Source organism: Salinisphaera sp. G21_0 (assembly GCF_017744115.1).
Taxonomy (GTDB): domain Bacteria; phylum Pseudomonadota; class Gammaproteobacteria; order Pseudomonadales; family Endozoicomonadaceae; genus Endozoicomonas.
Map to the genome: position 1 here is coordinate 63,655 of NZ_JAGHQW010000022.1, position 23,955 is coordinate 87,609.

The window sequence follows — 23,955 nt, forward strand, 5'->3', positions numbered from 1 at the left end:
GGATAATCTGCAGATATTCTTTGTTTACTTTTGTTAAATCGGATTGATCAACCCGATAGCAGGAAAATTTCCCGAATCGCCCGGCAGCACCCGGGGCATGGCCCAAAGAGTTCTTCCCGCTTGTTCCAGGATAAAGTGGGTGCCAGTCTGGCCTGAAGCAACGGCCGGATTTAACGTAGACCCGCCGATCAAGTACGACAAACTCCAATGGGGCTGTCTGAGAATAGACGGCCCTGTTGCGGTAACAGTAAATTCCGGGCAGCCTCCAAGTGAACGGCTTTCAATCCGAGTTGTCCAATGCTGGAAGTTAGTTACTTTTTGCCAGGGAACAACAGCAATGCAAGCGTCAGCCTCCCAAAACAGTGAGTCGAAAACAGCTCATGGTTCACCATTGCCCACATCGGAAGCAGCCCAGTCAAACCGTCCCAAAAGTATTGACGCTCCGTGCTGGCGTGGCTTTTCGACCAGGGTTGAGGATATCGCAGAAAATGCCCGGTTTCTCAACCGTGTCGTTACGGCAACTCGCAATGAAGTGGTAGGAAACAGCCATCTTGTCACGGATTTTAGCCTACATTATCCCAGCCTGAGGCCAGTCGATCTGGTAAGGATGACATTGCATCGCGGTTCTTTTGTTACCGGGCAGGTGAAAAAAATGAATTTGGGCTACCAGTGTTTACAGGGAATATTTCGACAAAACCATGATCTATCCCAGATCAGAACCAGCGATATATATTTCAAGTTCTCTTCAAAAAACGGTTTTGGTGATTGTGGCCCCCAGGTTTATCAGTGTCGGCAAAACCTGTTAAAAGCAGGTGTTCCCGCTGATATTATCTGGGTGCTCCAATTTGCTAACAGACGCAACAGTGATACTCCACATGATGGGCATTGTATCCTGTTAATTGCCGATAACCAGTCTATGGAGCGGTTGTTTGATCAAATGAATATCGTTACCGCTAAATACGGTGTTGAATATAAAAAACGACCTGGAATTGCCATGGATGTTGCGGATTTTTTTTTCTTGTTACAGGAAAAACTACCAAATTTGATTTTTGTTGATCCTTTTAATGATCGGATTATTCCGGGTGATGAGTTAAATACAACCCCTGTAGAAATTTTTCTCAACTTTGGGTTACGCGGAGACTACTCTGTTTCTTTTACGGGGAGTAATGATTACCCCCCGATTTCAGATGATGAGATTGAATCTTTTGAGCGGAAAATTAAGGGTGATAAGAAAGCGGTAAAAGCTATGCAGGATATTAAAACGGTAGTACATAATATTAAGTTAATCATTTTAATCAACGCCTCAGAGATTGCTTTACAACTTAAACAAAAGATAATCGTCAGTATCGACAAGTCAGAATTTGGCCTCGCTTTTCGTCAATGCGCTTATTATAAAGCCAACAGCGTATTCGATTACTTGTATGATCATGCAGGCGAGCTGGATTTTGATCTTAATTCATCCGGAAATTCTGGCAATACTGCGCTTGATTATGCCAAAAAATCGGGTAATTCCCATGCCATCGCCCGGCTGGAAGCATTCTTAGGGTAGACATTAAGCGCCTACTCCCAGCTTCGAGAAGTTGAAGACGGAACCACGAAGGACACGAAGAGCACAAAGAAGAGATTTTCTTTTCCTTCGTGCTCTTTGTGTCCTTCGTGGTTCCATTCAAAAGCCATTTAAAATGGAGGGGTAAGCTTAATGTCCACCCTAAGTGGAAGCATTAAAAACTGCCCGTACCGGATCAACCTCAATCAAAATTCACCATCCGGAATTCTTGCATTCAGTCGTCTTTCTTCTTCGCCCTCGGGTGAGCCTTATCATACACCGTGGCCAGATGCTGAAAATCCAGATGGGTATAGATCTGGGTGGTGGAGATATCACTGTGCCCCAGCAGTTCCTGAATTGAGCGCAGGTCACTGCTGGATTCCAGCAGGTGGCTGGCAAACGAATGCCTCAGCATGTGGGGATGAACCCCCACCGGCATGCCCGCTTCCCGGGCAAATTCCCTGATACGATTCTGAATCTGTCGGGTACTGATGCGCCTGCCCAACTTTGACAGAAACAGGGCGCTACCACTCTCTCCCCGAACCAACTGCTCCCGAAAAGTGAGCCAGTGTTGAATTGCCTGCCGGGCTTTGCTGCCCACCGGGATCATCCGCTCTTTGCTGCGTTTCCCAAGCACTTTCACCTGGGAAAACCCATTGGAAAAGCTGTCCAGGTTCAGTGCCGCCAGCTCGGCCAGGCGCAAACCTGACGAGTAGAAGAGCTCCAGAATGGCCAGATCGCGGCACTTCAGCGGATCACCCTCCGCCTGACCATGCGGGTCATCCAACAGGTGATTGACCTGGTCGGCATCCAGCGTCACCGGCAGAGGTCGGCCGGTTTTCGGTGCCCGAAGTCGTTGCGCCGGGTTATTGGTTACCTCCCCCCGGGTTAACAGGTAGTGATAAAAACGACGAAGTGATGAGATCAGCCGCTGCAGGCTGCGACTGGATAACCCCTCTTCGTGCCAGAGTCCCAGCCAGTGCTTTAACTGCTTCTCGGTAATCGTTGCCCACCCCTGAATATCATTGGCGGCAGCCTGCTGCGTCACACGGGCAAGATCACGCTGATAGGCCGACAGCGTATGGGGCGAGTGCTGCTTTTCATAGCGGAGGTAATCCAGAAAAGCCGCTATTGATGGCTGCAGGCCGCTATTAGCCGGAGAATCGGAAGAAGAGTGACTCATGAATGCAGCTGTCGAGCCAAAACTCGACTCAGGATATCGCCCAGATAACTGATAAACAGGGTGCCCATGCTGGCCTTAAAATGGTGTTTATCCTGACTGCCCAGCGCCAGAACCCCAAGCTGCTGCGGTTCACTGAGGGCATAGTTCAGGGGGGCAATGGCCACCGAGCCAACATTGTCGGCCTGCTCCTGAAACAGGAATTCCAGCTCTGCCTGAGTCACCTGACCACAAATGGCTTTGCCACTGGTCATAATGGAACCCAGGGCTTCCACCACCACATCGGTATGTTCAATCCTTACGGGCAGGTTCATCGGTTGGTCACTGAACAGAATCAGCGAATGGAATTCAATACCAAACTCATGGTTAAGGCTGTCACCGATCACTTCCACCAGCTGTTCCAGATCCCTGCACTCCAGCAGGGACAATACCAGCAGCCGCATACGCTCAAACAGCTTTTCATTGGCTTTGGCATTGTCCGCCAGACGGACCAGCTGATGTCGGTAATCCAGGGCCCGTTCCCGCAACAATGCGACCTGACGCTCAACCAGCGAGATCGCATCCCCGCGCTGATGGGGCAGGGTCAGATCCAGCAGCAGATCGTCACGGCCCACAAAAAAATCAGGATGCTCTCTCAGGAAGTCAGCAACCTGCCCGGGTTTCAGAGCTTTCGGCTGATCCAGCGTTTCCTGCTGCTCCCTGTCTGTTTCGACGATCTGTTCGGTCATGGTCTCTGGCCCTTAGGAACTGTCCTGAAATAACTTCCACATTTCCGATGTTATACCAGTAAAGAAAAAACCTTGCCACGGAGCCACAGAGGCACGGAGAAAAGAAAAAATCTTTTCCTCAGTGACTCCGTGCCTCCGTGGCAAAAAAAGGCAGTTATTCAGGTACAATTCCTTAGTAGATTTATAGCCGGGTGTATCCTTCATAAACCCGGGTTGCTGCGCCTGTCATCATAACCGGACTGCCCTCTCCCGGCCAATAAATAGACAGGCTACCCCCGGGCAAGTTCACTTTAACGGTATCGCCCAGCAAACCTTGCAGGCGTCCTGCCACCACAGCGGCACAGGCACCGGTGCCACAGGCGAGGGTTTCGCCAACGCCGCGCTCAAATACCCGCAGGTTAATTTCATCGATATTGAGGACCTGCATAAATCCGGCATTACATTTACGGGGAAAGTCCGGATGGGCTTCAATCATCGGTCCCCAGGTGTCCACGGGGGCCCTGTGCACATCATCCACCCGATAAACGCAGTGGGGATTGCCCATGGACACGGCCGAAACCTCGATAACCTGGCCATCAACCATCAGTGGGTAGGTCACTGAACGCTGCTGCGCATTAAATGGCACCTGCTCAGGTTCCAGCCTCGGCATCCCCATATCCACGCAAACCTCGCCATTGCTCTGAATAGCCAGCTCAATGTTGCCCCCTGCGGTTTGTACCCGGATCCGGTCTCTGCCGATCAGCTTTTTGTCCCGGACAAAACGGGCGAAACAACGGGCACCATTGCCACACTGCTCCACTTCACTGCCATCGGCATTAAAGATGCGGTAGCGAAAATCCATATCAGGATTGGTCGGAGGCTCAACCAGCAGCAACTGGTCAAAGCCGATCCCAAACCGCCGGTCCGCCAGGCGACGGATTTTTTCCGGCGGCAGGCGCAGGTTCTGGGACACCATATCGACCACCATAAAGTCGTTACCCAGCCCATGCATCTTGGTGAAATGTAGCAACATATAGTTCATTCTTTCCTGATACTTTACGACGGCAGCAGGCTTTCTGAGGCAAACTGCTCGGCAACGGTTTCCCGGCGACGGATCACATAGGATTGAGTGCCGTCAACCATGATTTCTGCGGCTCGATTGCGGGTATTGTAGTTGGAACTCATAACAAAACCGTAGGCACCCGCCGAATACACCGCCAGCAGATCACCTTCACGGATGGCCAGATCCCTTGCCTTGCCCAGGAAGTCGCCACTTTCACAAACAGGCCCGACAATATCATACACCTGACTATCCACATCAGCGTGCTGAACCGTATTCACAATGGTATGCCAGGCACTGTAGATGGACGGTCTCAACAGGTCATTCATGGCACCATCCACAATGGCAAAATGCTTCTGCTCAGTCGCCTTGATCAACTCAACGCGGGTCAGCATGATACCCGCCTGGGCGGCAATGGACCGACCCGGTTCCACCACCAGCATCACATCGCCATAGCCCCGCTCAACAAGGCGCTGTTTGACCGACACCAGATAATCGGCAGGTGACGGAATCGTCTCATCCTGATACTGAACCCCCAGGCCACCGCCAATATCCAGATGCTGCAAATGAATCCCCTGAGCCTGCAACTGATCCATTAACAACAGCAGACGATCCAGTGCATCCAGGAAAGGCTCGGTGGTGGTCAGCTGGGAACCAATATGGCAATCAACACCCACCACCTCAATATGGCTCAATTCAGCAGCCCGGGCATAAACCACAGGAGCCCGGTTAATATCAATGCCGAACTTATTATCTTTCAGGCCAGTGGAGATATAGGGGTGAGTCCGGGCATCCACATCCGGGTTGACCCGCAGGGAGATGCGGGCCATTTTATTCATCGCCAGCGCTTCTTCCTGAATGCGCTCCAGCTCCTGTTCTGATTCAATATTGAAGCAGTGGACACCCACTTCCAGCGCCCGCCGAATTTCATGACGCTGCTTGGCCACCCCGGAAAACACCACCCTGGCGGGATCACCGCCTGCCGCGAGCACCCGTTCCAGCTCCCCGACCGAGACAATATCAAAACCAGCCCCCAACCGGGCCAGAACATTCAGCACCGCCAGATTGCTGTTCGCTTTTACCGCATAACAAATCAAATGGGGGCTGTCAGCCATGGCCTGATAATAAGCTTGGTAGCTGGCTTCCAGGGCTTGCCTGGAGTAGACATATAAAGGCGTACCATACTGGCGGGCCAGCTGTTGCACCGGAATCTCTTCGGCAAACAGCTCGCTACCGGCCGCTGGTCCAGAGGGCTGAAAAGTAAACCACTCCATAAGGTGACTGTTCCCCATTTCACTTATTTATTGATGTAATTAGCCAGAACTTCTCTTTATTCAACGACTGTTTCTTCCAGAACAGCCGACGCATCAGCCAGTGATGATACTGGCTGATAAAGGTCACCTTTCTGACCACAGCCTGTGAGCAGCAGCACGAAAAACGCAGCAGCGGCCAATGCAGAAGTTTTCAGCCGATGGTCAGCAGTGAACAATCTCATAATCTGATCCTTAATTCTGAATAGGCCACAGTATAACTGCCTAATTGGCGATGGCTCTAGCCCGGATATTTCATAAACGTGCTCCCGTTCTCGCTTGTCCTTTGCTGCTCTAAGGGAGTTTTGCTCAGTCGACCGTACTCCCCGGTACGGCGCTCCCTCACAAAATCCCTTAGAGCAACAAAGTCCCGCGCGAGATTCGGGGCAGTTTATGAAATACCCGGGCTAGTTAAAATGGCTGAGGGCTTTTTTTAGTATTGAAGTTATTCTGTATGTGGTGGCAGCGCTTTCTTTTCATGGAAGGCTCTATCAGCAACGTCGGAAGCAGGCTAAAATTCCCCCATTCAGATTAAATTGCACCGAGACAGGAATGAAAGAGCGTCAATATAACGAACTTCTGGATGGCCTGATGCTGGCCATTGAAGACGCCATAGACGATGCCGGACTGGACATTGACTATGAAACGTCAGCAGGTATTCTCACGTTAACCTGTGAAGACAACAGCAAAATTATTCTCAGCCGCCAGACCCCGCTGCTACAGCTATGGATGGCCGCCCGCAGTGGTGGATTCCATTTTGACTACGATGAAGAGCAGGGTGACTGGCTGCTTGATGGCCGGGGAGACAACTTTCTTGCGGTGCTCAACCGCTGCCTTACCGAACAAACAGGCGACGCTGTTCAGCTATCTATTTAGGAATTGTCCTTAAATAACTTCCACATTTCGATGTAATCTACCAAATGAGCATTTGCCACGGAGGCACAGAGGCACGGAGTAAAGAAAAAAAATCTTTTCCTCTGTGTCTCTGTGCCTCCGTGGCAAAAAGAGGAAATTATTCGGGGACAATGCCTTAGCGCCCTTCTTTCCGCGAGTTGTTCCGGAATAAGTTCCGTGTTTGTCTGAAGCATAAGTTAATGTCGCCTCCCGCTTCCTGCAAAATTACAAGTCGCCCGTCTTTTTCGGGCAGCGCTGAAACTTCATATTTATTGTCAAAATTCCCATGGCACGACATTCATGGCCTATACTCCAGCCGGTTTGTGACAGCCTCTTCTGGTATTGGTTCTTTACCATCAGGACAAGATTAGAAAACCGGAACCATCATCATCTGCTCTTCTATCTTACTAAACACCCCAGGCTGTCACCCTCTCCCAGTCAATATCATCCTGATAGGCTCTGGGACGGATCAATACAATAAATAAAAACCTTCTGCTTCACTGGGTGATGACTCAGAAGCTGCGATAGAGGGTTGCAGGAGATTGCTGGAGACAACACTGAAGCTCTTAAAAAAACATCAGTAGCATCGGGAGGTCATCACTATGAGTAACCTGTACAAAACGGACTTTTATCAGTGGACCCGTCAGCAAATTGATTTACTGAAAAAAAACAAGTTTCGGGCTCTGGACCTGGAGAACCTGATTGAGGAGGTAGACGACCTTGGCCAGGAAAAGGTCAACACGCTGGAAAATCATCTGACCCGGATCCTGGTGCTTCTGCTCAAATGGCATATTCGCACCTTCAAAGAAGACCTGCATGCCTTGAATCGCTGGTACCGTAGCTGGTTTATGGTGATTGATTACAGCCTGGAAAAAGAACGGGCGATTGCTAAACGACTGTTGATGAAAAACCCCAGCTTGTATGAACTGTTGGATGAAAGCCTGCTGGAATGTTATCCCATTGCCTGCCGGGATGCTTCCCGGGAGCTGGAAATACCGGAGGATGAGTTCCCGGATACCAATCCGTGGACCATGGAACAGATTATGACAGATGGGTTTCCGCCAAGGCCGGAGTAGGTTTTGAAACCATGATGAACACTTGGGTTAGCCTGCCAGCCTCGCTCCAGACTTATCGGGCACAACCAGATCAGTGCTGCCTGAGCCGGTCAACAATCCACGTTTTAATCAGCGCCTGACGGCTGATGCCGATTGCGCTGGCTTCTTTATCCAGTTCATTGACAACCCATGCAGGAAAGTCAATGTTAACCCTTTTGGCTGCAAGGTTGGGCCGTTGAGGATGGTCGGTGTCGAAGAATTCCAGTACGTCTTCGCCATCGTCGAATTTTTTATCAATATCACTGGCTTTCATAAAGGTTCACCTCATTTTTTCTGGATCGGCGTACTGAGATAATTCTGAGACAGTCTCCCCGTTGTGTCGCTATGGCGGTCCAGTGTTTAGTTGTTATTTTACCGATAAAGAGTAATCGTTCCTCATCGGTCTTTACCTTCGATTGCAGGCAGATCAGTCTATCGTCCTCCCATAAGTTAGCCGCCTGCGCAAAGTCGATGCCATGCTTATCCTTGTTGGCAAGACTTTTTTCTTCATCGTATTCAAATTGGGTATTACCCATTTTTAATACCATAATAATGTATAAAAAGGATAAATATAACCTATAAATCTCAATTAACAAGCTAGAAGGGCGTCTTCGGACAAGCCGGGTCGCGTTCCAGCAGAGGACCGTGGGAACGTGGTACTGTGCATGACGGTTGGTTCAGGTGTCAGCGCTTATGGGAACCGATCTACGTCAAAACGCAAAAAACCCGCAGGAGCGGGTTTTTTGTTGCCGGAAAGTCCGGCGCATTGCTGCTAAGCAACCACTTCGGTATTAGAAGTAGTAGCGAGCTTGCAGAACCATTTTGTCATCAACGTCCTTGCCATCTTTATCTGTACTCTTTTCAAACTGGTAAGTACCGGACAGCTGAACTGGGCCCTGGGTGTAAACAACAGCCATTGGGAAGTGCTTGATTTCAGCCTTGCCTGGGTTAGAGCTTTCGTCTTTCAGCTGGTTGTAACCACCTTCAACCTTGAACATTTCGTTCAGCTGGTAGCTGGCATAAAACTCAACACCTTCAGCTTTTTCAACACCATCTAGAACTGCACGATTTTTCAGCTTGGCATAAGTAACAGCTGCATAGATCTTGTCAGCTTCAAACTTGGCACCAACGATTGTAGACTTGGCTTTGAAGTTATCTTCTTCAACAGTAGTTACAGGAGCGCTTGTAACTTCAGTAACAGTGCCGTTAACTTTTGCTTGGTTGTAAGCTGCACCGATACTAAAGCCCATTGGCAGATCATAACTAGCAGCAATAGCGTAAGAGCCATCACGTTCTACATCAGTGGTTACTGTATCAGTAACTACAAATGAGTTATCCATATTTACTACAGTTGCTGACTCAGTCTTCTTACCTACCTGCATTTGAGCGGAGATGTTAAGGCCCATGAAGCTGTGGTTATACTGCAGAGCGTCTTCAGCACGGGCAGTACCCAGGAAGTCACCGTCATCACCATAGTAACCGGAAGCATCACCACCAGCAGCAGCGAACTGATCAGTGTAACCAGCAACTTTACCGTAAGAAGACCATTGCTGACCGTACGTGATAGAACCCAGCTGGTCATTCATGGCACCAACGTAGGCCTGACGCTGCCAGAAGAAATCGTCTTTAGAGCCGTCAGTGTCGAAACCCCACTCTGCTTTAGCAAAAACAGTAGTAGCTTCTGTCATCTTGTGCTCGAAAGCAAAGTTGATACGGCTGCTGTCACCCATATGGCCTTTGTTGTCGCCCTGATCAACATAACGCAGATCGAGGTAACCGCCGATGGTAGCTTTGTTAGTGCCATCGTCTACGACAGTAACAGCCATAGCCTGGCCAGCCATCATGGAAGCAACAACAGCTGCAAGAATTTTCTTTTGCATGGAGCTTACTCCTGAAATTGTGTGTGATGTGTGTGCTTTTTTCTGTCGCCTTTCTTCTTATGCATAGCCCGGGGCAAAAGCCCCGCACCGATGCGGACGACTTAATTTGGGCGCAATTATTCAAGAGTTTTTAAACCAAGGTCACATTACATAATCGAATTTGCTTATGATTTTTTTTGTTGTCGCAAGAATGAAAAGCAAACAGCATTTGATAATAAATAATCAGGGAAAGTACGTAGGCTTTGAAGGATAAGGGATTGGAATAAATCACTAAAAAGAGAGTGAGTAGAAATAATCAAATAACCGGGTAGGTGAATGCCGAGATAGGGGATAAAATACGGCATTCCCGGTGAATAGAAATTTACATTCCGTTGATGTACATCAGCGCTGAAATAATCAAAGCCAATACGCAACCAGTTTTCTGCTAAGGGGCTGCTACCAGCCAAACAGCTTCAGGTTTCTGGCCGGACGAAAGTTGGTTGAGAGAACGGCATGTTGATTCGGGTTGTACCTGGCCTCGGCATGCAGTTTCTGGTCACGGAGCAGGGCCGGAATGTTTCTCACATAGAGGTTATGGTAATACACCTCTTTCAATGTCTTGATCATTCGGTTGCTAAAGTCCCCCTGGCTGCTCCAGGCGATAATACCGGGGCTTGGTAAAAAAGCATCGGCTGCGGTTTCTCTGTCGCGGCTGGCGGATATCACCATCATATAGGCAGGAATGTCCCTGTCTTTTCCTGTATCAATTTCTTCGATAATATCCGGATGCAGCGAGTTATAGATATACCGATAGGGCAGGTCAAACATGGTGCCAGAGTGGCAGGTGTCAACGAAGATCAGCAGCCTTGTGCTGTTATGAAAGCGTTTGAAGGCATGATGCAGTTCATCATCGGAAATAACATCGCGACCACAGACCAACAGCTCATCCATTTGGTCTAACTCATCACCGCTGGTATCCGGTCGACGGGTACCGTGTCCGCTGAAACTGATGACGATTCGATGTGGCCCGGCTTCACTGTGGGTTTGCTCTGCCAGACGTTCAATTTCCGAGAGGACGATGGATTTTTTGAGTGGGCCAAGTCGATCAGTTTGTACCTTCAGGGAAGTTGTCGGGATGCCCTTGCTGGTAGAGGCCCAGTTAAAAAAGTTCCAGGCATCATTACGGCAGCCACCTAATGTTGGTACTTCCGGGATCTGATCGTAGTTTTGCCCGGTAAACAGTCCCTTGATCAGATGCATATTTTCAAACTCAAAATAGAAGTCAGTGTCCAGTGGACACTGGTTGTCATAACAAACGGTCTGATTATCGGGCAAATTTGAATTGAAAGAGCAGTAAGCGTGTAGTGGTGATAGCAGTATTGATAACAGACAGATAAGCTGTGTGATCGTGCTGAAAACAGCCTGCTGAATTCGGGCTATACAGAAAGTGAGCATGGTATGCCTCATGCTTGAGAAGTGATGAGTGACGGGTAAAGACATCTGGTACGCGGTTTCAATGTAATTGATGGGTTCTCTGTCAATGACGCCCAAACTCCGTTCGTCCTGAGCGGAGTCGAAGGATGCTCAGGGTGAACGGCGATTGTTCATATCAAACTCATTGAAATATAGTGGTAAATCGCAGAAAAAAAACAACGGACCATGCTTGCAAGCTGAACAGCTTTCCTTATAATCAGCCGCGTCTGGTGAGGGATGAAGTTCTTTCCTGATTCAGATGTTGATGGTGGGCGTAGCTCAGTTGGCAGAGCTCCGGATTGTGATTCCGGCGGTCGAGGGTTCGAGCCCCTTCGCCCACCCCATCTTCCCTCCTTTGCTTCCAATTCTCACCTCCACGATTGTTGATCCTTCAGCATCTTTATAAATATGTCGTATTTTGCCTGGTAGAAATCAGCCAGCTGCAGGTCAGGTTCTATTCGTTCGTGGTAGCGACTCATGGCTCTCATGGCCTCCTCAATACTGTCGTAGATACCAGCGGCCACCGCTGCGGTGATGGCTCCGGACAGCAGCATATTTTCTCTCTCTTCCGGAATGGCAGCAGGAATATTGAGAATGTTGATATGTTCAGTGAGCAGTCGTTGGTTCTTTGCCAATCCCCCGGTGGGGATGAACAGTTCAATGTGATACCCGGCTTTTGTTAACTTCTCTAACTGATAGCGCGCATCCAGGGCCAGGGCCTGAATACTGGCAAGGTACAGCATAGCAAGCGACTGATGACTTTTATCCAGGGTAAGGCCGGTAATCATTCCCCGCTGTGGTTGATCCACTTCAGGCGCGTCGAAGTAAGGGAGGATATGAAGGTGCGCGGTCAGTTTGCTGACACTGTCGGCGTATTCCGATCGATTGTTATCCGCCAGCTCATAGAGAATCTGATTAAGATATTCATGCACCCCGATCCCCAGGCTGACAGAGATATCATAGATTGAGCTGTAAGCCGGGTGTGAGGTAATGATGTGATCAATAAAGGCACCTGCTGCGGTTTGCCTGGCGTATATTAATGAGTAACCTTCCAGCACCGAAGGGTAGGGGCCATCTGCTCCATCGCAGGTCAACATATCCCTGCTGAACGCGACGTAGTTGGACGAAGTTCCACCGATAAAACTGACTCTTCTGGTAATACAGTCCAGTGGTTGCTGACGGTCCGGGTGATTGCTGGCAAGTATCGTGGCAAGGGTACCGCCATAGGCATCAACGATACCTGTGGCAACCGGGGTTCCCTGTTTGAGGTTCAGTTGGTCAGCAGCACTTTGGCACAGACCATCCCCGATGGCTGCACCAATCTCAAGGGATTCACCCTTGAATCGTCCCTCAATATCAATATTCAGCTGGTTCGCAGCCTTTTGGGTAAAGATATGACTGATTGAATCAGGGGTTCTGGTCAGACAGGCCGTTAGCTTCCAGGTGACATAATCATAGAGGTCGAGGATGCAGGTGGCGGCTTGCCAGGTTTCCGGCGCACACTGGAAGAGCCAGAGTAATTTACTGCCGTTACTCCTGGCGTTGATGCCAGGGCCCGCATGGCCAAATAGTCCCGGGTGCTCTCTGGCAATATAGGCAGCCTGTTGACTGGCGCGGCTGTCCATCCAGCCAAAAGTGTCAGCACGATTGCTCCCGGGCAGGTGAACGGGGTGCATCTGCTGGTCCAGCAGAACCAGGGAGTAGGTGGTATCAATACCGATCCCTTTAATATCCTCCTGATTCAGCGGGTGTTCAGCGATTAATCGGTTAACGCCGGATACCAGGGCTTCCCAGATATTCTCGGAACAGAACTCCATGGTACTGGCTGTTTTCCAGATCAGAAGTGGCTCTTCATTATGGGCAAGGACATGCCCTTCCGGGGAAACAAAAGCGCTGCGCAAACTGTGGGTGCCAACATCGATACTGAGCAAAACAGGCCGCATCTGTGATAATGTCCTTGAAATAGTGTTTCGGGTAAGAATAGCTCCGTTCCTGCATTTGGACAGGGGTGTTTTAAGGTGGGTAAATTCATGCACATGAGCAGGATAATCGGGCATCGGGGGCTGGCAGGGGAGGCACCGGAAAATACCCTGGCAGGCATCAGGCTGGCTGCTGAGCACGGGCTGAAGTGGGTCGAGGTGGATGTTACTCTGGCAGGTGATGGTACTCTTGTGCTTTTTCATGACCGGCGACTGAATCGTACCACCAATAAAAAAGGTCGCGTGAAGACGTTAACCTGCTCTGATCTGGCAACAATAGATGCCGGAAGCTGGTTTTCCGGGCAATTTTCGGGTGAGCAGATTCCTCAGCTCCAAGCGGCGCTTAAACTCATAAAAGAACTTGGGCTTGGGCTGAACCTTGAGCTGAAAACCAATGGCTGTTCAGAGTCGAGGCTGGTAGAAGCGGTGATAAAGACCCTTGCCGAGGTTGAGTTGCCAAAAGATCGGCTATTGGTTTCCAGCTTTAATTATGCGGCACTTGTCCGTTTTTCAGATTGTTCCGATATTCCGGTTGGCTGTTTGTTTGAGCGGCTGCCAATGAACTGGCACAAGAAAGCATTACGGGTCAACGCGGTATCCATCCACCTCAGCAGTAAGCGAACGGCAAAACGACACATTTCGCGAGTGAGGTCCAAAGGCTATGAACTGTATTGCTACACCGTTAACTCTCCGGCGGTTGCCAGACAACTGATTGATGATGGCGTTGATGGTGTGTTTTCTGATTATCCTTTGGCAGATGAGTAAAAGCATGGCTGTTGAAGTCCCGGTGTTGACCGGAGAAATCACGACGCAAAAAAGAACAGGCTGGGTCAGCCTGCTCATGATGATCCTTAAAGCTCGTCCACTTCTCTCAGGTATTTGAACAGCTTTCGTGCCGCCGCCGGTGGCTTATCCTGAGACGCTTCTTTCTGGGCATTACGGACCAGCTGGCGGATATGCTGGTGGTCAGCTTCCGGGTAGTGCTCCAGGTATTCCGTTAATACCGTGTGACTGTCATCATCACGAATCAGCTGGTCACGCCACCGCTCCAATTGATGAAACCGGCGGTTGTACTCTTCACTGGAGGAATCCAGCTGGTTAAGCAGCTCCATGATCGGCTCAATGTCCTGGTCTGCCATCAGTTTGCCAATAAAGCCCAGATGGCGTTTTCTGGCATTGTTGCTTTTGATGCGCTTGCTCTCATCCAATGCTGCACGCAGGCGATCATTCAGTGGCAACTTATCCAGCAGTACCGGTTTCAGTTCCATCAGCCGGGCACCAATGTTTTTAAGCTCATCCATGTCCCGCTTCAGCTCAGATTTGCTGACATAGATAATTTCTTCGGTTTCTTCATCGTCCCAGGCTTCCTGGATACGACGGCTCTTTTTACTCATAGAGAATGGCCATTGATGGGAATCTGCCTGACGTTATTTATCAGAAAGCAGTTCCATGGATGGAAAATGGATTTCCCGGTATTTTACTTCAGAATGCTTCTCAATTGGGATGTTTTTCCGCAACTCCCGTTGTCGTTTTGTAGCGGGCCCGGTGTGTCAGTGCGCTACTGTTATGTATGGAGAGACCGGACATAAATGACAGCTGTCTTGCAACATGGCGTTACCACTGATGCGTCATCTGGCAACTCACGCAGAAATATCTGCCAGAACGTTAAGCACCCTGTCTATCTCTTCCGGCGTATGGTAGTGGACAAAGCCTATCCGCAGTAACCCGTCCCGCTCCTGAAGCTTAAGCCGGTCAAGCAGATCCAGTGCGTAGAAATGGCCGGACCAGGTATAGATACCCTGCCGGGCCAGAAGTTGTGCCAGCCTGGCCGAGGATTGCCGGTGGTGGGCCAGGGCAAAGGTGGGGGTTCGGTCAACCGTGGTATCCGAACCGTATAAGGTGAACCCGGTCATGTGTTTGAGACCATCAAGAAACCGCTGCGACAACTGTTGCTCGTGCTCCTCGATCCAGCTGGCCGACATCTGCAATCCCTTGCGGTCATGGTCAGAACCGGTGAGCCAGCCATGGTATTGAATACAGGCCAGCAATCCGGCAATCGCGGTAAAGTTCTGTGTCCCTGTCTCCCAGCACCAGGGTGGCTGGTCATTTGCAGCCCGGACTTTATAGGGCTTCAGGCTGCCCAACAGCTCTGGCCGACCATACATCACCCCCAGGTAAGGGCCACAGAACTTGTAGGCTGAACAGGTCAGGAAATCCACATTCAGAGCCTGCACATCCGGTAACCGGTGGGCGGTGTAGTGAACGGCGTCAACATGAACCAGCGCATTCACGGAGTGCGCAGCCCTGATCAGTTCGGATGCCGGGGTGATGCTGCCGGTCACGTTAGAGGCCAGGGTAAACGCCACCAGTCGTGTTCTGTCAGACAGCAGGCGCTCAAGCTCAGTGACGCAGAGATTTTGACTGGCGGTAAAATCCATCGTCCGGACCGTACATCCCCGTTCCTCTGCCGCCAGCACCCAGGGGGTGATATTGGCGTCATGGTCCAGCGATGAAACAACAATCTCATCACCCTTGTGCCAGGTTCTGGCGATGGCTCTGCTCAGCGCCAGGGTCAGGGAGGTCATATTGGCACCGAAGGCAATGCTGTCAGCAGGGGCATTTAATAACTGCCCTGCGGCCTCCCTTGCCCGTTCCAGCAGTGCCATGGTTTCTTCACTGGTGGCAAAAAAACCACCCAGATTGGCAGAACCCGTTTGTTGGTAGTCCGACATGGCGCTGATCACCGATATCGGAACCTGGGTACCTCCCGGCGCATCAGAATAGACTGCCCGCTGGTTTCCCTCTAGCCGCTCAAGGGCTGGAAATTGCTCTCGGATGCGCTGGAGGCTGGTTGAGTTATGCTGTTTTTCCACTGTTCATCCTCCAGGGTTACCGTAATAACGAAAACATCCCGATGCCCGGAGACTTCGCCACTGCTGACCTGAAGCGCAGAGGTGTAGTGATAGACCCGACGGTCATTGCAGTAAACAATATCCCCGGGCAACAGCGTAGCACTATAGGCAGGTTTTTGTTCCGGATGATAAAAAATTCCAGTCTCTGCACCCTCGACGTTTTTGCGGTCAGTGCAGATGATGGCGATCAGGTCGAAGCCATCCTGGTGAATGCCTTCCGGCACTGGCAAACCGTGATCGGCACCGGAGCAGGTGATCCGGATTTGATGCACGCCATAAACGGTACGTGCTGGATCAAGACCGAAAAAACCGTTTACCTGCCTGAACAGGGATTGAAATTCCGGCAGCTCCGTCAGGGCCGGTTCAATTTCAGCAAATTCCCGTAGAATGTCGCCACTGAGATAATTGACAGAACGGGACTGGACAAAGTCATCGTGGGGTAATCTTTCCAGGCATTCTGCAGGCCCGGTAAAGCGGGAGTAGCGGCGAAAACGGTAGTGACCACTGACATAAGGGTCAGCGGCAAGATTGGCAAAAAAAGGCGCAAAAGCGTTCAGGTCAAGATCGGTCAGCCGCTGATGTGAAAAGGTAAAATCAGGTGAAATAAGAGCCATGGTCGCCCTCCTGCCATTACTGATGCTGTTATACAGTGTTTGCAACATAATAGACGACATAATCGCTAGTGCAGCTAAGCGCTGTTACCAATACCGTTCGTCCTGAGCTTGTCGAAGGACCCATAGGGCCTAAAGGAGGAAACTCCGGACTCTGATAGATCGTGCCAAGCACCCTTCGACTCCGCTCAGGGTGAACGTGGTGTACGGGTAATAACGCTTAGCCGCACTAGCTGTTCATTTCCGCTACGCAGCGTGCCTAGGAGGCTGTCCGAGAATAGACTGCCCTACTGCGGTGGCAGCAAATTGGTCTAAAAATTCCGTTTTGTTCGGCAAATAGCCCCGCTATTCACCTCACAAAACGAAATTTTTATCCTCAATTTTCTGCCATCCTCGCTACGGGCGCTATTCTCGGTCAGCCTCCTAGTGAAGCTGGACAAGCGTTTTTTTTACCGGTTTGGCATCAGCTGCCATTGCCTTCGAATGGTCATTCTCCGTCCTGACGCTTGAGATCATCTGTATTGCCCAGCTTAAGGTATTGCATGAATCACCAGTTAGTTTAGATAAATGAGTGCACAAGGCTCTCTGCGCAAGTCTGCATCTTAATTACCTGCTTTTAGGGCAGATCCCGAATAAGTCAGCGGCTGGTATAAATAGTTCTTCATGGGATACGGCAGCGGCAGGCAGTCAGAGCCTGATGCCAGGACTTTTGCCAAGGGCACCCGGTTCTCTACCAGCCTTGAACGAATGCAGGTTCGGGCGCAGGCCATTAGCCTCATCGGTTGATAAGCAGGAATGTAATTGTGCAGGGCATCAACAACGCCTCTGGCTGCAGCAATGTCCAGCGCGGTTTCACCAGATGCATTGGGAATATTGGTATGGGCACCATTAGCCAGCAGACTGTCAACGATCTCCGGCCATCCATGTTGAAGCGCCCGATGCAGTGGGGTATTGCCTAAACTGCCGGGTTTATTGGGATTAGCTCCATTGGCCAGCACGCTATGGAACAGGCTGCTGATGTTGAAATGGAGGTAGTAATGCAGAGTCCAGTTAAGTGGAGTCTGACCCCACGGGTCAGGAATATCTGGATCGGCACCTCCTTGCAGTAAAGTGTTAACGCCCGAAATTTTGCATCCAATTACCGCTAAGAGCAGCGGAGTATGGCTCGTGCAGTCAATGGCGTTGATATAGGCACCTCTGTCAAGCAGGCAATTCACGATCTTGGTGATCGCTGTCGCATCGCTGGAAAAAGTGGCCAAATGCAGCGCTGTGCGACCATCATCGTCACTGGCGTTCAGGTCAGCTCCCCTGTCCAGCAACAAATTGAGGGTTTTATAGTTGCCCAGCTTTGCAGCTTCTAGAAAAGGCGTAGTGTATTTTCCCTCCAAATAGGGGATGTGAAGATTCGGGTCTGCTCTGCGATCCAGCAGCGCCTTGACGATATCTGTATCTTCCAGTCTGCCGACGGCCCAATACAGAGGGGTAGAGCCACCCGCATCGCGGATATTGGGGTCAACGCCCTGGTCCAGCAAATAGTTGACAGTGGCCAGGTCATTACGCAAGATTGCCCGTTCCATCAACTTTGCCATATCAGTTGTCGCTGCAGGCAACTGCCTGCTGCCTGAGACAGCCACTGCAGATTCTGAATGATCAACCTCTGTCGTGTTATCAGGCAGCGGGAGATCGACAGCAGATGTGGATTCCACGCTGGCATCGGCCACCATTTCCTGCGAATGGTCATGCTCCGTTCTGACGCTTGAGAACATTGTCGTATTCCTGCTCAAGATACAAAAAAACAGCAAATCGCTTAAAGAAAATAGTACACAAGCCGGAATCTTAATGACCTGCTTTCGGACAATTCCTAAAGAGTCAGCGGCTTGTGTAAATAAGTTCTTATGGGATTGGGCAGCGGCAGGCAGTCAGAGTCTGGTGCCAGGGCTTTTGCCAGTAGCGACTTGTTCTCTATCAGCCGTGAACGAATGCAGGCTCGGGCGCAATTCGATAGCGTCATCGGTTGATAAGCAGGAATGTAATTGTTCAGGATATCCAGGCCTTTGGCTGTAGCAATGTTCCGTGCGGTTTCACCACGCGCGTTGGGAATACCGTCATTGACACCATTGGCCAGCAGAATCTCGACAACCTCTGGCCGGTTTTTTTCAAGCGCCAGATGCAGTGCGGTATCGCCTATCCCGTCGGGTATATTGGGGTTGGCTTTATTGGCCAGCAAGCAACTGACCATACTGCAGACTTCGGAATCGGGGGCGTTTATAATAGCATTGGTAAGTGGGGTGATACCCCAGAAGTCAGCAATATTTGGATTGGCACCTGCTTGCAGTAAATTGTTAACAACCGCAGTGCTGTAGTGATCTACCGCATGGTGCAGTGGGGTCTGGCCCTTACGGTCAAGGGCATTTAAATCGGCCCCGCTGTCCAGCAGGCAGTTCTGAACCTTAATGATCGTTGTATCGTCGTTAGATAAAAAAGCGGCCACATGCAATGCTGTCAAATCCAAGTTGTCATGGGCGTTCACGTTGGCTCCCTTGTCCAGCAACAACATGAGGGCTCGGTGATCGCCCAGGATTGAAGCTAACGACAAAGGCGGGTAATTGGGGGCAGGAAGATTCGGGTGCGCCCCATAATCCAGCAGCGTCTTGACAATATCTTTCTGTTTGCCTATGGCCAAAAGCAGGGGGGGAGAGCCGGACTGGAAGTGGGTATTGGGTTCAAAGCCCTGAGCCAGCAGGTAGTTGATGGTGGCCAGGTCATTATCCAAAATTGCTGATTTCATCAACTTTGCCAAATCAGCCGTTGCTGCAGGCAACTGGCCATTGTCTGAGCCAGTTACGGTGGATAGGGATTGCTCGCTGGCATCGTCTACCATTTCTTCCGAATGGCCATGCTCCGCAATAGCGCCCGGGTACATCGATGGTTTTCCCCTTCAAGGCATACAAACAACAGCAAATCGCAGAACGAAAAATAGTCTACAAGGTTCAATGCGCAAGCCCTGGCTAACAGGAGCTTAATCAACCGGGCCGCACACCCCGATGAACGAGCAACGAAATGTCAATAGACCCCAAAGAGCGTTTTATTGATCATCTATCTGATGCATTCTTAACTTCACAGCGGCACAATAGTTGAAAACCCCCGTAGGCATAAACACAACAGATCAGGTGCAATCATGGGCGAACCTTCCAATGCAGTGCTGGATCCACGAAGTGAAGAGACCAGGCTGAAAACACTGGCCGGTGATATTCTGGCAGAGGCCGCCAGACAGGGAGCGGATGCCTGTGAGGTGGGCATCAGCATGGATGCCGGCCTGTCGGCCAGCGTCCGTATGGGCGATGTTGAAACGGTTGAGTTTAACCGTGACCAGGGGCTGGGCATTACCGTCTATCTGGGTAAACGAAAAGGCTCTGCCAGTACTTCAGACAGCAGTCCAAAGGCTATCCGTGAAACGGTAAAAGCCGCCTGCGATATTGCCCGTTACGCGTCCGAAGACCCTTATGCGGGTTTGGCTGACCCCGTGTTAATGGCTGACGGTGATGCGTTGCCGGATCTTGACCTGTATCACCCCTGGGGAATCGATGCCGGGCAGGCGATTGATCTGGCCATGCAATGTGAAGATGCCGGACGCGCTTTCAGTAATAAAATTGTCAATTCCGACGGTGCCAGTGTCTCCAGCCATCAGGGTTGCCGTGTCTATGGCAACAGTAATGGGTTTATTGGCAGCTATGTGTCCAGTCGCCACAGCCTGAGTGCTGTATTGATTGGTATGCAGGGTGATGAGATGCAGCGGGATTACTGGTACACAGTAAGCCGTAATGCCAACGAGCTGGAAAAAGCGGTCGCTGTGGGTAAGACAGCGGCGGAACGTACGGTGCGCCGACTGGGAGCCCGAAAAGTAGGTACTGCCGAGGTGCCGGTACTGTTTGCACCGGAGGTGGCTTCAGGTCTTATTTCCCATTTTCTCGGGGCGATCAGTGGTGGCAGCCTTTATCGACAGGCCTCTTTCCTGTTGGATCACCTGGGCAAGCCGGTGTTCCCAGAATGGATGCGTATCCATGAGCAACCATTGCTGAAAAACATGCTGGGATCCGCCAGCTTCGATAATGATGGGCTGGCGACCTATGCCAAGGACTTTATTACGGACGGTGTGCTGCAGCATTATATTTTAAGCACCTATTCTGCCCGCAAACTGGGCATGGACAGTACTGCCAATGCCGGTGGTGTTAATAACCTGTTTGTACAAAGCAATGCGGGCGATCTTGATGCGCTACTGAAACAGATGGGAACCGGGCTGCTGGTTACCGAACTGATGGGGCAGGGGGTTAATACCGTTACCGGTGATTATTCCCGTGGTGCCGGTGGCTTCTGGGTCGACAATGGCGAAATTCAGTTCCCGGTGTCAGAAGTGACGATTGCTGGCAACCTGAAAGATATCTACCGGAATATTGTTGCCGTGGGTAATGATGTAGACAAGCGTGGGAATATCCAGACCGGTTCAATTCTGATCAGCAGTATGAAGCTGGCGGGTGAGTGATTGCTAAAAGACAAAAGAAGGGAACCACAAAGACACAAAGACACAAAGATTTTTTGGGTTTTTGTGGTTCAATGGTTAAAAGCTATTCTCGGACAGCCTCCCGGGGCATGGTTTGTAAGAGCTTTGTTCTTACTAATCTTTTGCTCTTCTTTGTGTCTTTGTGCCTTTGTGGTTCAAAGCGCTACCCATAGAAAACAGTGGCCAGCCCAAGGAATGAGAGGAACCCCACCACATCGGAAATCGTGGTCAGGATAATACTGCCAGCAAGGGCTGGGTCAATATTTAATGATTTCAGTAAAACCGGCAGCATCGCACCGGTGACCACGGCAACACTCAGGTTGATCACCATGGCGCAGGCGATCACCAGGGAAATAATCGGGTCATCAAACCAGAACCAGGCGATGGTGGCCACCAGGGTGGCCCACAACAACCCGTTGAGAAAACCGGCAACCAGCTCCCGGCTCAGCAGCCAGCGGAGGTTGGTCGTACTGATTTGCCCCAGCGCCATACCCCGGATCACCAGGGTCAGGGCCTGACTGCCGGCATTACCCCCCATTCCCGCAACAATCGGCATCAGTACCGCCAGGGCCACCACTTTATCGATGGTTTCCTGAAACAGACCAATTACCGAAGCGGCAATAAAGGCAGTAATCAGGTTGAAGCCCAGCCAGACCGCCCGGCGTCGTGCAGTTCGCAGGGGCGGGGCGAAGGTATCTTCATCATCATCCAGACCGGCCATGCTCATCATGGAGTGTTCGGCCTCTTCCCGGATCACGTCTACTACATCATCGATGGTGATCCGTCCAAGCAGTTTGCCACTGTCGTTCACCACCGGGGCGGAGAGCAGATCCTGCCGTTCGAACAGCTGGGCTACCTGGGTATCCTGCATATCTGCCGGAATCGGGTCCAGATCGGTTAACATCACCTGCCTGACGGTAGCGCCCGGTTCGGTTGTCAGCAATAAGGTCAGGGGCAGGCGGCCGATGTATTCATCCCGGCGATTGACCACCAATAGGCTGTCTGTGCTATCCGGAATGCCTTCATGACGGCGCAGGTAACGAAGCACAACATCAACGGTGTTATTGGGGCGCACCGTAATGGTGTCGGTGTTCATCAAGCCACCGGCGGAATCCTCCGGATAGGCCAGAACAGCCTCAACCCGCTGCCGGTCCTGACTGTTCATGGAGTCCAGCACCTGCCGGGTGATGGTATCAGGCAGCTGCTGCAGCAGGTCGGCAATGTCGTCAACATCCTGACCTTGAGTAATGGCTTTCAGTTCGGCAATGTTCATCTGGTCAAGGAAGAACTGGCGAACGTCTTCGCTCAGTTCCTGTAGCACATCGCCTTCCTGTTCACGGTCAATCAACCGCCATAACAGGCTGCGTAACTTCGGTGGGGAGGACTCCAGCAAATGCGCGGTATCAGCAGGGGGCAAGGTGTTCAACATGGTGCGCAATTCTGCAGAGACACCGTGTTCAAGAGCATCATTAAGTTTTTTCAGCTCGGCTTCGCCGATGCTCAATTGCAGTTGCTGCGCCATTATTGTCTGCCTGAATGATCTGGCTGAATAGTTTCTGCGCATCCGGTAAAGGCCGGATGGTCAGGAAAAATGAAAGATGATCTCTATGGTAATTGCAGTGGCTACTCCCCGGGGGGAGTCTGTTATTCTTCTTCACCAAAGCGGTCATCAATCAGCTCGCACAGGGCAAGGCAGGCGGCCTCTTCATCATGGCCATCACAATGGAGCTCAAGCTCCGAACCCTGTCCTGCCGCCAGCATCATAACCGCCATGATACTCTTGCCATCCACCTTGCGCCCATTGAATCCGATTTCGATCTCACTGGCAAACGCCGATGACGTGGAAACAAACTTGGATGCCGCCCGGGCGTGCAAGCCCAGTTTGTTAATGATTTTTTTTCGATAGGTAATCATTATTCGTGAAGCTCTCTGTGTCTAACCTGAACCCGATCCAGTTTACTGGTAAACAGGGTGCCCAGTGTTTTACCAATATAGACTGAGCGGTGCTGCCCTCCAGTGCAACCGATGGCAATCGTCATATAACTGCGCTGGGCTGACTCAAAGCGCGGGAGCCATTTTTCGATAAAGGCACTGATATCATCCACCATTTCGATCACCAGGGGATCATCCTTCAGAAAGTCGATAACCGGCTGCTCCAGGCCTGTGTATTTTCTCAGGGATTCGTCCCAGAAAGGGTTGGGCAGGCAGCGCACATCGAAGATAAAGTCGGCATCTGAAGGAATGCCGTTTTTAAAGCCAAACGATTGAAAAAGAACCGTCACACCGCTTTTCTGATCAGCGCAGAACTCCTGTTTGATCATGTCCCGCATCTGATGAACAGAGAGCGATGTGGTGTCGATTTTCAGGTCTGCCTCAATCAGCACCGGCCTCAGCAGCTTTTTTTCTAACGCGATGGCTTCTCTGAGCGACGTCTGGTCATTACTGAGCGGGTGCTTTCTGCGTGTGGCGCTGTAACGGCTGACCAGCTTTTCGCTGTCGGTGTCCAGGTACAGTACCTGACAATGGATGCCTTTGTTCCGAAGGGACTTCAGCAGATCAGGAAAGTTATCCAGAGTTCCGGGCAGGTTTCTGATATCAATGCTGACGGCCATCCTGGGGGGCGTTGAATGATGGCCTTTCAGGGTATCCGGCAATTGGTTCAGCATACTGGCCGGAAGATTGTCGACACAATAAAAACCCTCATCCTCAAGGGTGTGCAGAGCTGAACTTTTTCCAGAACCGGAGCGCCCGCTGATGATGATAAGTTTCATA

The 23,955-nt window shown here is 50.8% G+C and carries 25 protein-coding genes and 1 tRNA gene; 6 read left to right on the forward strand and 20 right to left on the reverse strand.

What is annotated here, in order from left to right; all coding sequences use genetic code 11:
- Positions 1–33: 33 nt before the first annotated feature.
- Positions 34–201 (reverse strand): hypothetical protein, encoded by a 168-nt coding sequence (locus J7439_RS11975; protein WP_209202033.1) that lies wholly within the window; start codon positions 199–201, stop codon positions 34–36.
- 136 nt (positions 202–337) lie between these two features.
- Between J7439_RS11975 and J7439_RS11980 the strand changes: the two genes are divergently transcribed.
- On the forward strand, positions 338–1,549 hold the full coding sequence (locus J7439_RS11980; protein ID WP_209202034.1) for a hypothetical protein: 1,212 nt from the start codon (positions 338–340) through the stop codon (positions 1,547–1,549).
- A 232-nt stretch (positions 1,550–1,781) separates the two neighbouring features.
- On the opposite strand, the gene xerC is transcribed toward J7439_RS11980, so the two are convergent.
- The 5 genes from xerC to lptM form a co-directional block, all read right to left on the reverse strand.
- Positions 1,782–2,729 (reverse strand): tyrosine recombinase XerC, encoded by a 948-nt coding sequence (gene xerC, locus J7439_RS11985; protein ID WP_286198315.1) that lies wholly within the window; start codon positions 2,727–2,729, stop codon positions 1,782–1,784.
- The gene (locus J7439_RS11990) at positions 2,726–3,454 is read right to left on the reverse strand and encodes a DUF484 family protein (RefSeq protein WP_209202035.1); all 729 of its coding nucleotides are present in this window, start codon (positions 3,452–3,454) and stop codon (positions 2,726–2,728) included. Before J7439_RS11990 ends, xerC begins: the two co-directional genes overlap by 4 nt.
- A gap of 181 nt (positions 3,455–3,635) precedes the next feature.
- Complete coding sequence (gene dapF, locus J7439_RS11995) at positions 3,636–4,466, reverse strand: diaminopimelate epimerase (RefSeq protein WP_209202062.1); 831 nt, start codon at positions 4,464–4,466, stop codon at positions 3,636–3,638.
- Between the two features lie 23 nt (positions 4,467–4,489).
- Positions 4,490–5,767 (reverse strand): diaminopimelate decarboxylase, encoded by a 1,278-nt coding sequence (gene lysA, locus J7439_RS12000; protein ID WP_209202036.1) that lies wholly within the window; start codon positions 5,765–5,767, stop codon positions 4,490–4,492.
- Between the two features lie 56 nt (positions 5,768–5,823).
- The gene (gene lptM / locus J7439_RS12005) at positions 5,824–5,988 is read right to left on the reverse strand and encodes an LPS translocon maturation chaperone LptM (protein ID WP_209202037.1); all 165 of its coding nucleotides are present in this window, start codon (positions 5,986–5,988) and stop codon (positions 5,824–5,826) included.
- Between the two features lie 367 nt (positions 5,989–6,355).
- On the opposite strand from lptM, the gene cyaY reads away from it, so the two are divergent.
- Both cyaY and J7439_RS12015 read left to right on the forward strand, forming a co-directional pair.
- Positions 6,356–6,679, forward strand: a complete 324-nt coding sequence (gene cyaY, locus J7439_RS12010; RefSeq protein WP_209202038.1) for an iron donor protein CyaY — start codon at positions 6,356–6,358, stop codon at positions 6,677–6,679.
- A gap of 620 nt (positions 6,680–7,299) precedes the next feature.
- The gene (locus tag J7439_RS12015) at positions 7,300–7,773 is read left to right on the forward strand and encodes a DUF29 domain-containing protein (protein WP_209202039.1); all 474 of its coding nucleotides are present in this window, start codon (positions 7,300–7,302) and stop codon (positions 7,771–7,773) included.
- A gap of 70 nt (positions 7,774–7,843) precedes the next feature.
- Here J7439_RS12015 and brnA read toward each other — a convergent pair whose 3' ends face one another.
- The 5 genes from brnA to J7439_RS12040 form a co-directional block, all read right to left on the reverse strand.
- Positions 7,844–8,065, reverse strand: coding sequence for a type II toxin-antitoxin system BrnA family antitoxin (brnA, locus tag J7439_RS12020; RefSeq protein WP_101748923.1), 222 nt, complete (start codon positions 8,063–8,065; stop codon positions 7,844–7,846).
- Positions 8,052–8,327 (reverse strand): BrnT family toxin, encoded by a 276-nt coding sequence (locus J7439_RS12025; protein ID WP_209202040.1) that lies wholly within the window; start codon positions 8,325–8,327, stop codon positions 8,052–8,054. The genes brnA and J7439_RS12025 overlap by 14 nt, the downstream gene beginning before the upstream one ends.
- A 255-nt stretch (positions 8,328–8,582) precedes the next feature.
- Complete coding sequence (locus J7439_RS12030; protein WP_209202041.1) at positions 8,583–9,671, reverse strand: porin; 1,089 nt, start codon at positions 9,669–9,671, stop codon at positions 8,583–8,585.
- A gap of 164 nt (positions 9,672–9,835) precedes the next feature.
- Positions 9,836–10,117, reverse strand: a complete 282-nt coding sequence (locus tag J7439_RS12035) for a hypothetical protein (protein WP_209202042.1) — start codon at positions 10,115–10,117, stop codon at positions 9,836–9,838.
- Positions 10,107–10,985: a caspase family protein gene (locus J7439_RS12040; protein ID WP_209202043.1), complete on the reverse strand. Its 879-nt coding sequence runs from the start codon at positions 10,983–10,985 to the stop codon at positions 10,107–10,109. The genes J7439_RS12035 and J7439_RS12040 overlap by 11 nt, the downstream gene beginning before the upstream one ends.
- A 406-nt stretch (positions 10,986–11,391) precedes the next feature.
- Between J7439_RS12040 and J7439_RS12045 the strand changes: the two genes are divergently transcribed.
- A tRNA-His gene (locus J7439_RS12045) sits at positions 11,392–11,467 on the forward strand.
- Positions 11,468–11,491: 24 nt separating this feature from the next.
- Here J7439_RS12045 and J7439_RS12050 read toward each other — a convergent pair.
- Complete coding sequence (locus tag J7439_RS12050) at positions 11,492–13,066, reverse strand: FGGY-family carbohydrate kinase (protein ID WP_209202044.1); 1,575 nt, start codon at positions 13,064–13,066, stop codon at positions 11,492–11,494.
- Positions 13,067–13,159: 93 nt separating this feature from the next.
- On the opposite strand from J7439_RS12050, the gene J7439_RS12055 reads away from it, so the two are divergent.
- Complete coding sequence (locus J7439_RS12055) at positions 13,160–13,867, forward strand: glycerophosphodiester phosphodiesterase family protein (protein WP_209202045.1); 708 nt, start codon at positions 13,160–13,162, stop codon at positions 13,865–13,867.
- 86 nt (positions 13,868–13,953) lie between these two features.
- On the opposite strand, the gene yjgA is transcribed toward J7439_RS12055, so the two are convergent.
- The 5 genes from yjgA to J7439_RS12080 all read right to left on the reverse strand — a co-directional run bounded on the left by yjgA (position 13,954) and on the right by J7439_RS12080 (position 19,548).
- Entirely contained in the window at positions 13,954–14,496 is a 543-nt protein-coding gene (gene yjgA, locus J7439_RS12060; RefSeq protein WP_209202046.1) for a ribosome biogenesis factor YjgA, read from the reverse strand.
- A 246-nt stretch (positions 14,497–14,742) separates the two neighbouring features.
- Positions 14,743–15,975, reverse strand: coding sequence for a cysteine desulfurase-like protein (locus J7439_RS12065; protein ID WP_209202047.1), 1,233 nt, complete (start codon positions 15,973–15,975; stop codon positions 14,743–14,745).
- On the reverse strand, positions 15,906–16,688 hold the full coding sequence (locus J7439_RS12070) for a 2OG-Fe dioxygenase family protein (RefSeq protein ID WP_209202048.1): 783 nt from the start codon (positions 16,686–16,688) through the stop codon (positions 15,906–15,908). Before J7439_RS12070 ends, J7439_RS12065 begins: the two co-directional genes overlap by 70 nt.
- Positions 16,689–17,227: 539 nt before the next feature.
- Positions 17,228–18,391 (reverse strand): ankyrin repeat and SOCS box protein, encoded by a 1,164-nt coding sequence (locus tag J7439_RS12075; protein ID WP_209202049.1) that lies wholly within the window; start codon positions 18,389–18,391, stop codon positions 17,228–17,230.
- Between the two features lie 95 nt (positions 18,392–18,486).
- Positions 18,487–19,548, reverse strand: a complete 1,062-nt coding sequence (locus J7439_RS12080) for an ankyrin repeat domain-containing protein (RefSeq protein ID WP_209202050.1) — start codon at positions 19,546–19,548, stop codon at positions 18,487–18,489.
- Between the two features lie 255 nt (positions 19,549–19,803).
- Between J7439_RS12080 and pmbA the strand changes: the two genes are divergently transcribed.
- A complete protein-coding gene (pmbA, locus tag J7439_RS12085) occupies positions 19,804–21,165 on the forward strand; it encodes a metalloprotease PmbA (protein WP_209202051.1) in 1,362 nt (453 codons plus the stop codon).
- Between the two features lie 181 nt (positions 21,166–21,346).
- Here pmbA and mgtE read toward each other — a convergent pair whose 3' ends face one another.
- The 3 genes from mgtE to rapZ form a co-directional block, all read right to left on the reverse strand.
- Positions 21,347–22,705 carry a magnesium transporter gene (gene mgtE, locus J7439_RS12090; protein ID WP_209202063.1) on the reverse strand — a complete coding sequence of 453 codons (1,359 nt, stop codon included), beginning with the start codon at positions 22,703–22,705 and terminating at the stop codon, positions 21,347–21,349.
- Positions 22,706–22,827: 122 nt separating this feature from the next.
- Entirely contained in the window at positions 22,828–23,097 is a 270-nt protein-coding gene (locus J7439_RS12095) for an HPr family phosphocarrier protein (protein WP_209202052.1), read from the reverse strand.
- On the reverse strand, positions 23,097–23,954 hold the full coding sequence (gene rapZ, locus J7439_RS12100; protein WP_209202053.1) for an RNase adapter RapZ: 858 nt from the start codon (positions 23,952–23,954) through the stop codon (positions 23,097–23,099). Before rapZ ends, J7439_RS12095 begins: the two co-directional genes overlap by 1 nt.
- Position 23,955 lies beyond the last annotated feature (1 nt).